Annotated in this window: 7 protein-coding genes and 1 pseudogene; 2 read left to right on the forward strand and 6 right to left on the reverse strand. The window is 29.5% G+C overall.

What is annotated here, in order from left to right:
- Nucleotides 1–3 precede the first annotated feature (3 nt).
- The 5 genes from KQ44_RS03565 to KQ44_RS03585 all read right to left on the reverse strand — a co-directional run bounded on the left by KQ44_RS03565 (nucleotide 4) and on the right by KQ44_RS03585 (nucleotide 3,872).
- Nucleotides 4–759, reverse strand: a complete 756-nt coding sequence (locus KQ44_RS03565; protein WP_096736269.1) for a hypothetical protein — start codon at nucleotides 757–759, stop codon at nucleotides 4–6.
- A 3-nt stretch (nucleotides 760–762) separates the two neighbouring features.
- Complete coding sequence (locus KQ44_RS03570) at nucleotides 763–1,578, reverse strand: hypothetical protein (RefSeq protein WP_096736270.1); 816 nt, start codon at nucleotides 1,576–1,578, stop codon at nucleotides 763–765.
- A 38-nt stretch (nucleotides 1,579–1,616) separates the two neighbouring features.
- Nucleotides 1,617–2,051, reverse strand: coding sequence for a dUTP diphosphatase (gene dut / locus KQ44_RS03575; protein ID WP_096736271.1), 435 nt, complete (start codon nucleotides 2,049–2,051; stop codon nucleotides 1,617–1,619).
- A 75-nt stretch (nucleotides 2,052–2,126) separates the two neighbouring features.
- Nucleotides 2,127–3,509 (reverse strand): GntP family permease, encoded by a 1,383-nt coding sequence (locus KQ44_RS03580; RefSeq protein WP_096736272.1) that lies wholly within the window; start codon nucleotides 3,507–3,509, stop codon nucleotides 2,127–2,129.
- 51 nt (nucleotides 3,510–3,560) lie between these two features.
- Nucleotides 3,561–3,872 carry an HPr family phosphocarrier protein gene (locus KQ44_RS03585; RefSeq protein ID WP_020006070.1) on the reverse strand — a complete coding sequence of 104 codons (312 nt, stop codon included), beginning with the start codon at nucleotides 3,870–3,872 and terminating at the stop codon, nucleotides 3,561–3,563.
- Between the two features lie 584 nt (nucleotides 3,873–4,456).
- Between KQ44_RS03585 and KQ44_RS03590 the strand changes: the two genes are divergently transcribed.
- Complete coding sequence (locus KQ44_RS03590; RefSeq protein ID WP_096736273.1) at nucleotides 4,457–4,996, forward strand: PadR family transcriptional regulator; 540 nt, start codon at nucleotides 4,457–4,459, stop codon at nucleotides 4,994–4,996.
- 501 nt (nucleotides 4,997–5,497) lie between these two features.
- Nucleotides 5,498–11,325, forward strand: a pseudogene (uvrA, locus tag KQ44_RS15545) (excinuclease ABC subunit UvrA).
- Between the two features lie 57 nt (nucleotides 11,326–11,382).
- Here uvrA and KQ44_RS03600 read toward each other — a convergent pair.
- Nucleotides 11,383–12,193, reverse strand: an 811-nt coding sequence (locus KQ44_RS03600; RefSeq protein WP_168171249.1) for a hypothetical protein, incomplete at its 5' end; no start/stop codon positions are given.

Raw genomic sequence — 12,193 nt, forward strand, 5'->3', positions numbered from 1 at the left:
TTATTAAATGCCCCACCACAGAGAAGCATCAGGCTGATATGCCCATCTGTATGCATTATCGGATGTTATCCAAATTTTAGCTAGGCTATTTCCTCCAGTTTGTTTGAATACATAAAGTCCATTAACAGAATACACTGCTTCACTATCAAATGATGCATCAGTGTTATTTGTTATATTAACTATGCTGTTAAAATTAGTTTGATATCCAAAATATTGAACACCCCATCCACTACTTGCGGTAACTTTTCCTCCAGTTGTATCCATTGTACCAACTATTATGCTATTATTGGCTGTTAATGTTGTACCTGATCCTGTACCTTCTGGTCTTGGGATTACTGGACATACTGTACTTATAGGTGTCTCTATATATTTTTTATCTACTAAATTATTTGTACCATAAGCAGTAACAGATACATAGTATAAAGTACCATTGTTGAATGTCATGGATGTAGTGGGAACTTGTATTACAAAATTTGTTCTAGTATGATTTGAACTTATTATAGTTGGATATGTATTATTAGCATTTTGTATAGCATTATCAGGTTGAGTAAATGTTTCTGAAGTACCAGCGTATATATTGAAACCTGCAAAATCTGAAGCTATTATACCAGACCAAAAATCTATATATATAGCATTATTACTTGCTATAGCTTTTATCTCATAAGGTGAATTATATTCATCAACTACAGTAATAAGCTCTTCGTTACAAGAATAAAATAAAAAAATTATAGGTACAATAAAAATTAATATTTTTTTCATAAATCAATAACTCAATATATTAGCAGCTGTTTGACGGCAATAATCTACTACTGCACTAGTACCGCTAACACTCCTCACATATATTTTTCCATAATAGGAATTATTTCCATCTGTTATTTTTACTAAATATAATCTATTTGGCTTTACCTCCAAATCAATATTTCCATACCCATTTTCTGGTGGAACTACAATATCATCTAAAGAGTTTCCTGCCATAACCATCATAGAAGTATTGGCAACATTTTGAAAATATAATTTACCGCTAGAATTTATTAATTTTGCCAAATCTCTTCCTTCCATAGATATATTTTGATCTGCATTTATTGTCTGATTTAAAGCTTCAGGTCTTGGAGTCCCCATTTGTACAAAATTATCATAATAATAATAGCTCTCTAATTGAGGAGTTATTTGATATGATGATATCCAAACATATATAGGTATTCCATTAGCTAAATCTGTTTCTCTTAATGTATCTATTGTAGAACTATTAGTAGAGTAATAGCTGCCTATTTCTATAGTAAATGAATATTTTTTAATAGTTGCTGATCTTAATTCTGTCATAGTTGGAAGAGCTTTTTGCTGATTATAGAGTCTGTATTTTCTTGGATTAGTACTGTCTCCAAAATATATATTGTATCCGCTGAATGAAGGTTCATTATTTTGTGCTTCAAACTCAACAACTAATTTATTATTTCCTGGTATAACTTTAGTAATATATGGCTGATTTAATTCAAGTGTTATACCTGTAACATCTGGAAGTCCGCATGAAACAGCAGATAGAATAATTATAAATATAAAAAGTTTTTTTAATATATTCATGTTTTTAATTATAATATAAACTACAATTATATCAATGCTTATTTATTAGTGCTTCCAAATCCGCCCTCGCCTCTTTGAGTTTCTGAAATAGAATCAGCTTCTTCAAAATCTATTCTTTCAACTTTAGCAAAAACTATTTGAGCTATTCTATCTCCATGATTTATTGTAAATGGAGTATCTGTAAGAGAAGCCAATATAATTTTTAATTCTCCTCTATAATCACTGTCTATTGTAGCAGGCGAGTTTAAACAAAATATACCATTTTTTAATGCTAGAGAACTTCTGCTTCTGATTTGTGCTTCATAACCTTCTGGTATCTCTATAAAAAGCCCTGTTGGTACTAATACTATATCATTTTTATTTAATGTTATTGGTTTATCTAAATTAGCATGCAAATCAAGACCAGATGAACCTTCAGTTTGATATTTAGGCAGAGGATTAGAAGATCTATTAATAATTTTAATTTTTAACATTATTTTCTCCAATTAGTCATAATTTTAAATATAAAACAATTATATATAAAAAATGAAAAAATAAAATATAATAAATTATCTAAATAGGAAAGATAATATAAGTATAATTATAAGTGCTGTAATACCTTGTACAAAAGTAGCTAAAGTTCTAGCTTTGTATGCATCTTTTACTTTTAATCCAGACAATTCTACAACTATCCAGAAATAACTGTCATTAGCATGTGAAGCTATCATAGAACCAGCACCGATTGCCATTAATACTAGTATTTGCGATATAGGTGTAGTGAAGCCTAATGTATTAAGCAAAGGAGCAAAAAGTGTTGCTACTGTAACAACAGCTATTGTAGATGAACCAAGCATTATTTTTAAAGCAGATGCCATTATAAACGGTAATATTATGCCCATATTTAATGAAGCAAATATATGTCCTAACTCTGGTATAATTTTTGCTAGTTCTGTAGATTTTAATACTTCAGCAAAAGCACCGCTTGCCCCAACTATTGCAAGTATACTTCCAGATGCTTTTATACCATCTCCTATCCACATGGCTATCTCTTCAGTATTAAATTTATGTGTTAAGAGAAGTGAGAATAGAAAACCTATAAATAATGCCATAGAAGGCTCCCCCAAAAATATGAATATATTTTTGGTAATACCATCTGACATTTTAAAAGAATCAAATCTTACGATACTTCCAATAGCCATTAATAAAATGGGAACAGCTATTGGTGCTAATGCTTTCCAAGCAGGCGGAAGCCCTCCTATATCACTTATTAAAGTTTCATAAGTAGGAGATTTATCTGGATAATTAGGCTTTTTTATATATTTTGATATAAATATACCATAAATTGCCCCCACTAAAGATGTAGGTATAGCTACTATTAAACCTATAAGAATGATAGTTAATAAATGTGCCTCAAGTCCGAATAAATTAACAACAGCAGCAGGTCCGGGAGTTGGCGGTATTAATGCATGCGATGCATAAAGTCCTGTAGATAATGCAACAGATAATGCTACTGGAGAAGCTCCGCTTTTTTTAGCAACAGCTTTTCTTAAAGGTGTAAGTATTAAATATCCAGAGTCACAGAAAACAGGTATTGATACTATAAAACCTAATATATTCATGGCTAATGCTGGATGAGATTTTCCTACAATTTTTATTACTATTTCACCAAGTTTAAGAGCGGCACCTGACATTTCTAATATATTACCTATAATACTACCAAGTACTATTATTATTCCTACACTTGCCAAAGCATTTCCGAAACCTTTTCCTATTAATGCTGATATTTCTGTTATATAGTTATTATCCTTATTGGTTGGTATATGTAAAGTAAATGCCAAGAATATAGCTACTAAAAGCATTGCTATAAATGGATGAACTTTAAACTTAATAGTTAAGATCATTACAACAATTATAGATATTGCTAACATAGCTATTACAAAATAACTAATCATTGAATATCCTTTGTTTTATTTATGAAAAAATTAAAATGAAATATTATGATGTTAATCTTCTTCTGGAACTTCAGCGTAAATATAGCCCTCTTCAAAAAAATCTAATAACTCTTTTTCAGCTTCTTTTGCTATATTTTCCATTCCATCTTCATATTCGATTTCTAGTATAAGATTGGCACCTTGAAATGCACCAAGTCCCATAATATTGAATACACTTTTAGCATCTGCTCTAACACCATTATACAATAGAAATATTCCTATATTAGAGTATGCACTTTTACTTGATATTTGTGATAAAACGCCTGCAGGTCTTAGATGCATTCCATTTTTGCTTTTGATTGTAACTACATTTGTTAATGTCATTAATTATCCTGTTGAATTTATTTTATATATTAAGTATAGTATATTTCTTTTTATTTTTCAATAGACTTAATTTTTTATAATGAAAGAAAAATATAATTAATTTAAAATAATTTATTTTTAGATAATTATATTTTTTTAAAAACAACTTTAACATATTAACTTTAATAAATATAGTTTGTCAAAAAATTAATTTTTTAAATTTAAAATATTTCAGGTTTTTGCTGCGAAACACACAATTGTGACGCCTGTCCTCCTTCGGTGAGAAGCAGGTATAGCCCCAGTTGCGAAAGGCTATATTTCAGGTTAAATTTAATAATTTATTCTACATATAAAACATAATTAGTACTATTTAGTATTATTTTTAAGCTTTCACTAACTTTGACGAAGTTAGCCCATGGTGTGAGACGGGATTCGCTAAAAGCTGAATAAAAGAATTGACAAACTTAAGAATTTTTAGTATATACTAATATATAAATATAATCGTGTTTATTTAAACCTGTATTATTATGTGTGTTTTTGCTGTAGATTTTAATTTTAATAATGGTATAATATGAAATACAAATAATAATTATTGGAGTTGTTTTATGGGAGTATTAAAGTATGCTATATTGGGGCTTTTAAATCAAAAGAATATGACTGGATATGACATAACTAAAGAGTTTGAAGAGATATTATGTGAATTCTGGAGTGCAAAACATAGTCAAATATATCCAGAATTAAAATCTCTTCATAAGCAAGGTATGGTTGAATATAAGATAGAGATATCAGGTACTGTATTAGAAAAGAAATTATATTCTATTACAGAACTAGGAAGAAATGATTTTATGAAATGGCTTGAGTCAAAAATAGATATTCCTCCTACATTCAAAGATGAGTTTAGACTTCAGTTATTTTTCTCTGATTGTTTATCAGAACAAACAAGAGAAGAATTGATTATAAATCATCTTAATCAGCATATAAAAAGACTTGAATATTTAAAAGATAGTCAGAAAAAATTTAATGGAAGTATACCTGAAAAAAATACAAATGCCTTTAGCGATTATTTAGTACTGATGGGAGCTATTATGCGTGAGGAAAACACATGCAGATGGCTAGAAAAATGCTTAGAATTATGTAAAAAATAGAATTATATTAATTATATATCTATTGTGGAAATTAATGAGTTTTCATAATAGATATATAAACTAATATTTTATAACTTTTATTAAATTCCCGCCCATTAGATTTTTTAATTTTGTTTTTCAATTATAATCAAAATTATATTTACAGCTTAATTATAAATTATTGTCTACCCGCCCTAGCTTTGATTATATTAATAATCTCATTAACGCACGGTTAGAGAATTATTTTATTTTTGTAAAATTTGAATTATAAATCAGCTTTATTTTTTAGCTTCATTCTGCGTGCGTAGAATAAAGTATAAAAATTAATATGTACTTGTGTGGGTATTTTTTTATTTTTGTTAAAAAAATAATGAAATATAATCTTTAAATATTGTCAGTAAATATTAGATGGGGATGTAGTAAAATTTATTTATTAATATTTGATATCAGTAAAACCTTTTTTTATATAGAATTTATGTTATAATAGTTTAACTTTTTTACTTTTTTGTTGAGGATAAATTAATGGCTAATAATTCTATAGAAATAAGAGGAGCTAAAGAGCATAACCTTAAAAATATATCGCTGTCAATACCGCATAAGACACTAACCACTTTAACAGGAGTATCAGGAAGCGGAAAAAGTTCTCTAGCATTCGACACTATTTTTAAAGAGGGTCAAAGAAGATATTTAGAATCATTGTCAGCATATGCAAGACAGTTTTTAGGAGTTATGGCTAAAGCAGATGTAGAGCATATTGAGGGACTATCCCCTACTATCTCTATAGACCAAAAAAGCGTTAATAAAAATCCCCGCTCTACTGTAGGTACAGTTACAGAGATTTATGACTTTTTTAGATTATTATTTGCAAGACTTGGTGTTCCTTACTGCTCTAAATGCGGACATAAAATTTCAAAGCAAAGCGAAGACCAAATAGCTCATAGTGTATTAAGAGAGTTTGCAGAAAAAAGAATTTTGGTTTTAGCCCCTATTGTAAGAGATAGAAAAGGTGAATATAGAAAAGAAATTGAAGAAGTGAAACTTGCAGGATATCCTAGAATAAGAATTGATAATATAGTTTATAAATTCGATGAAGATGAAATACCAGAACTTAAAAGATATGAGAAGCATACTTTGGAAATAGTTATTGATAGAATAAAAGTTGAAGATAAATACTTATCAAGAATTACTGATGATATAGAAAGGGCTATAAGGATAACAAAGGGATTGGTAGCATTTTATGAAGAGCATGAAAAAAGTAATGAGGCAATTGAAGTCAATAATGATATAGAAAATGCTGAAACAAATGAAGCTGATACAAAAACTAAAAAGAAAAAAATCAAAATGAGTAAACAGTTTGAAATAGATAAATATTATAAACTCTATACTACAGAAAGGTCTTGTGCTAACTGCGGACACTCTATTGCTGATATAGAGCCTAATTTGTTTTCATTTAATAACCCTATGGGGGCATGTACAGTTTGCGGAGGGCTTGGAGTTGAGCATGTATTTACAGAGAAGCATATTGTAAGAGATGAGAATTTAAATATTTATGATGGGGCTTTGTCATGTTTTGTAGATGATCATATTGGTTTTGATATGGAATATGGTATTGATGAACTAGAGGTTATTGCCAAAACTTATAAAATAGATTTAAGAAAGTCTTGGAAAGATTTTACTAAAACAGAAAAAAAGTATCTGCTTTATGGTACTGATAAAGAAGTAAAATGGAGAAAAAGATTCTGGTATCATAGCAAACTTGTAGAAGAGAGAGTTCCCGGTATTTTGGACAGATTAAAATATGACTATGAAACTTATAAAAACAGTTATTATGCTAATTTTATGGATGAAGTTGAATGTCCTAAATGTAAGGGTAAAAGAATTAATGAAGATGCATTGTCAGTTAAATTTAATGGTAAAACTATAGCAGATTTTTCTTCAATGACTATAGAAGATTTGTACAATTATTTTACTAAATTAAAATTGAAACCTAATGAAGAGATAATCGGTGCTCCTATAGTAAAAGAGATTATTTACAGATTAACATTTTTGGTGAAAGTGGGATTAACATATTTAACTGTAGAGCGTTCCTCACCTACTCTTTCAGGAGGAGAATCTCAAAGAATAAGACTAGCATCTCAAATAGGTAGCGGACTTGAGGGAGTATTATATGTACTTGATGAGCCTTCAATAGGACTTCATCAGTCTGATAATAAAAAATTAATAGAGTCATTAAAGACATTAAGAGATAAAAATAACACCGTTATAGTTGTAGAGCATGATAAAGAAACTATGGAGGAGTCGGACTTTTTAATTGATATAGGACCTAATGCTGGAGTTAATGGCGGAGAGGTTGTAGGTATTGGTGATTATGAAAAGTTTATAAAATCAGACAAATCATACACGGCAAAATATTTACGCGGTGATGATGATATAGAAATACCAAAAACAAGAAGAGATGGAAACGGAAAGTTTTTAAAAGTAATAGGTGCTAATCAATTTAATCTAAAAAACATAGATGTAGAGTTTCCTTTGGGATTATTTATTGTGGTAACTGGACTTTCTGGAAGCGGTAAATCTACTTTAGTTGAAAATATTTTAATGCGTGCTTTGCATAATCATTTTTACGGAAAAACTTTAACAGCAGGAAGTCATGAAAAAATAGAAGGACTTGAAAATATTGATAAGGTTATAGAAGTTGATCAGTCGCCAATCGGAAGAACGCCAAGAAGCAACCCTGCAACTTATACAAAAGTTTTATCACCTATAAGGGATTTATTTGCTGCTACTAAACTTGCAAAAATGAGAGGATATGACAAGGGCAGATTTTCATTTAATGTAAAAACAGGAAGATGTCCTACATGTGAGGGTGCTGGAGTTATAGAGTTAGAGATGCAGTTTTTATCTAATGTATTAGTGCCTTGTGAGGAATGCGGCGGTAAAAGATTTAATGCAGAAACTTTGGATGTTAAATACAAGGACAAAACTATTTATGATGTTCTTGAGATGAGTGTTTCAGAGGCTATTCATTTTTTTGACGGCATAACTTCAATAACAAGAATATTAAAGATAATGGAAGATATAGGACTTGGTTATATAAAATTGGGTCAGCCTTCTACTACTTTATCTGGAGGAGAGGCTCAGAGAATAAAACTAGCAAGCGAACTTCATAAAATATCTACAGGGAACACTTTATATATATTAGATGAGCCTACTACAGGACTTCATTTTGAGGATATAAAAAAATTATTAAAAGCCTTAGACGGACTTGTTGAAAAGGGAAATACCGTTTTGGTAGTTGAACATAATTTGGACGTTATTAAATGTGCTGATTATATTATAGATATGGGACCTTTAAGCGGAGATAAAGGCGGCAGAGTTGTTGCTAAAGGAAAGCCAGAAGATATCATAAAAGTAAAAGAATCACTAACGGCAAAAGAACTTAAAGAAATATTAAAGCCTTCAAAAAAGAAAAAGAAATTATAAAAACTGAAGAAACAAAAAAAGAAGAAAATACTTCATTAATAATAAAAGGTGCCAATAAACATAATCTTAAAAATATAAGCCTAACATTACCAAAAAATAAAATTAATGTTATAACAGGAGTATCTGGAAGCGGAAAAACTTCTCTGGCATTTGATACTATATTTAAAGAAGGTCAGAGAAGATTTGTTGAATCACTCTCCACTTATGCAAGGAGATTTTTAGGAAGATTTGAAGATGCTAATGTTGAAAAGATAGAAGGACTAGCACCTGCCATAGCAATAGATCAAAAAAATGTAAGCAGAAATCCACGTTCTACTGTTGCAACTGTTACAGAGATTTATGACTATTTCAGACTAATTTTTGCTAGAGTTTCAAAACCTCATTGTCCGCATTGCAGTGATAAAGATACTCTAAAAGCTGAAACTCCTTCAATACTTGCAACTGAAATTATTGATACTATGGACTTACATAAACTTATTATTATTTCTCCTCTATATCATAGCTCATTTAATCATAGATTTACTTTTGATGATAATGATGCCAAAGATATTAAAAAAATTATAGAAAAAACAAGAGAAGCTGGTTATGTGAGAATGCAGATTAATAATAATGATTATGTTATAGATGATATTACAGAAGAAGAAATTAATTCTTTATCAAAAGAAGAAATATATTCTGTAGGTATAGTAATTGACAGAATAGTTGTCGGAAAGGATAAAAGAGCTAGGATTGCTGATGCTATTGAAAGGGCTATGGATTTATCAAACGGTGTGGTGCATATAAAGGCATCACATGGAATAATCATAAAAGAAAGTTTCCATACAAAGTTTCCAGCTTGTTTACTTCATGGCATATTATTTGATTTTGAAGTTACTCCAAGGCATTTTTCATTTAATTCACATTGGGGATACTGTGAAGAGTGTAAAGGACTTGGAAGTAAGCCTACATTCAGCATAGATTTGGCAATAAAAGACAGTACAAAGCCTTTATTTGACGGTGCATTAGATACTGCACTTCATAATATGTTTTCTACTCATGGCAAACATTATACAGATTCATTATTTAGATTATTAAAAAGAAATGGTATAACAAAAAAAGATTTGTATCAAACTCCATTTAATGAACTTGATAAAAAAGTTATAGATACTGTATTTTTCGGCGGTGATTATGCTATAGGAAATGTTATTACGGCTTGGCATTCTAATAATGATGTTACAAGCGAAGATTATTCAGAGTGGAAGGATAAATCGCTTGGTAAATTTTTTGTTGATGAGGAATGCAGTTCTTGTCATGGAGAAAGGTTAAACGAAGTGATGAGAGCATACACAATACAGAATAAAAATATAAGCCAAGTATGTGCTATGACTGTTGAAGGGGCAATTAATTTCTTTTGTGAACTTCCTAAACTTTTAACAGATAGAGAAAATACAATATCAAAAGAAGCTGTTAAAGAAATAAATACAAGGCTTAGCTTTTTGGATAAAGTAGGATTAAATTATTTATCATTAGGAAGAAAATACGCTACACTTTCAGGAGGAGAAGCACAGAGAATAAGACTTGCTAGTCAGTTAGGCTCTAAACTTACAGGCGTACTTTATGTATTAGATGAACCAACTGTAGGACTTCACCCAAGAGATACAAATCATTTGCTTGATACATTAAAAGAATTGAGAGATTTAAAAAATACTCTTGTAATAGTAGAGCATGACAGAGATACTATGAAAGCAGCCGACAATATTATAGATATGGGACCTTTTGCTGGTGCTTTCGGGGGCGAAGTAGTTTTTGAAGGTAAATATGATGATATATTAAACTCTAATAATTCACTTACAGGAGATTATTTAAGTGAGAGAAAAAAAGTATTTGAGAAAACTGCTGTAAGAAATGAAGAGACTGAATGCATAAAATTAAAAAATGTTTCTACAAACAATTTAAGAAATATTAGCGTTGATATACCATTAAAAAAAATAGTAGTTGTTACAGGAGTATCTGGAAGCGGTAAATCATCTTTAATAATAGATACACTATACCCTGCTCTAAAAAAACGCAGACTTAATCAATATTCAAAATTTGAAAGTGCTGAAATACCTAGCATTGTTTCAGACACTATATTAGTTGACCAAATTTCAATAGTTGGTTCTATCAGAAGTACATTAGTAAGCTACAGTAAAGTATTTGATAAAATTAGAAATATATTTGCAAAAACTCCAGCAGCAAAGGCAAAGGCATTCGCAGCGGGGAGATTCTCATATAATGGAAAAGAAGGAAGATGCAATATATGCGAAGGAAAAGGTATAAGAAAAATAGCTATGCACTTCTTATCTGACATGGAAATAGTCTGTGAGGCTTGCGGAGGTAAAAGATACAATGATGAAACTTTATCTGTAAGGTTCAAATCTCTAAACATAGCCGAAGTATTAGAACTTACTGTTGATGAGGCAATAGAGTTTTTTGACTTTGACAAATCAATCACTAAAACTTTATCAATAATGAGTGAGGTTGGGCTTGGTTATATAAAACTCTCTCAAAGGCTTGATACTTTCTCAGGCGGAGAGTTGCAGCGTTTGAAACTTGCCACAGAACTCGCAAAAAAACAAGGTGATGAGCATATAGTTTATATATTAGATGAGCCTACTACAGGACTTCATTTTGATGATGTCAATAAACTTCTTATAGCTTTAAACAAATTAGTAGAAAAAGGACATAGCGTCATTATAATAGAGCATAATCCTGATGTTATAAAAGCTGCTGATTATATAATAGATTTAGGTTTAGAAGGCGGCACTAACGGCGGGGAGATAATTGCTAAAGGTACTGTTGAAGATATTTTAAAGATGAAAAAAGGCTACACTTGGAAGTATATTTAATTAAATAATATAAAGGTATTAACTAAATGATAATTAATACCTTTATAAAAAATTTAATTAGAACTCATCGCTTCTGAATTGTTCATCAGTAAGCAAATTATTATTTATAATCACACTAAATAAACATTTGATTATATATTCAAAATTAGCATCTATAAACTCTCTTGCCTTTTTAGCATTAATAATTTCTTCATTAACATCGCTTGTTTTTTCATTAACTCTATGGGCTAATGAATCTCTTATCTGATTAATTGCTATCCAATTTTTATTAGGCACTCTTCTTAAAGGTTTGCCTCTATTATCTTTCACAATATCTCCATTTTCATCTTTTTCAATCTTATTTGATGAATGAAAATGATAGCATAAAACATATTCTTTATTCTTATATTTCATGCTGATATCATCTCCTTTCCATTTAGCAACTTTATTTGTAATTTCTTCATTCATTTCTTTATTAAAAGTTTTATTAGCATAGGCATCTGCATTTCGTACATAATCAAATAAACGCATAATTACAAGTTCTTTTCTTGTGTTGCTCATAATCTCATAAATATCTATTAATACATTTTTGTTTTTTATATCAGTATCTTCTTTTAAAACTTCTGATTTTGCACATTCATTTATTAAATATATAATAGTATTTTTAAAAATTAATAATTCTTCTGAATTATTATTAAACATATCTAATAATTCTTTTGTATTATCAATATTTGAATAGTGTGTAGCTTTTATATAATATTCTATTCTATTTTTTGTCATATATTCTTCAGATAATAATGATATTATATTTCTGCAAAGATCATAAGCTTTTATATTATATGCTGTAATATATGCTGATGTATAGAACTCTGGTTTATTTGTATGATAC

The sequence above is a fragment of the Brachyspira sp. G79 genome (assembly GCF_002379365.1).
In the GTDB taxonomy this organism is placed as follows: Bacteria; Spirochaetota; Brachyspiria; order Brachyspirales; family Brachyspiraceae; genus Brachyspira.

Bases quoted from the DNA above. Each gene is read 5' to 3' on its own strand.
- KQ44_RS03565 (WP_096736269.1), bottom strand. From the start codon at position 759: ATGAAAAAAATATTAATTTTTATTGTACCTATAATTTTTTTATTTTAT.
- KQ44_RS03570 (WP_096736270.1), bottom strand. From the start codon at position 1,578: ATGAATATATTAAAAAAACTTTTTATATTTATAATTATTCTATCTGCT.
- dut (WP_096736271.1), bottom strand. From the start codon at position 2,051: ATGTTAAAAATTAAAATTATTAATAGATCTTCTAATCCTCTGCCTAAA.
- KQ44_RS03580 (WP_096736272.1), bottom strand. From the start codon at position 3,509: ATGATTAGTTATTTTGTAATAGCTATGTTAGCAATATCTATAATTGTT.
- KQ44_RS03585 (WP_020006070.1), bottom strand. From the start codon at position 3,872: ATGACATTAACAAATGTAGTTACAATCAAAAGCAAAAATGGAATGCAT.
- KQ44_RS03590 (WP_096736273.1), top strand. From the start codon at position 4,457: ATGGGAGTATTAAAGTATGCTATATTGGGGCTTTTAAATCAAAAGAAT.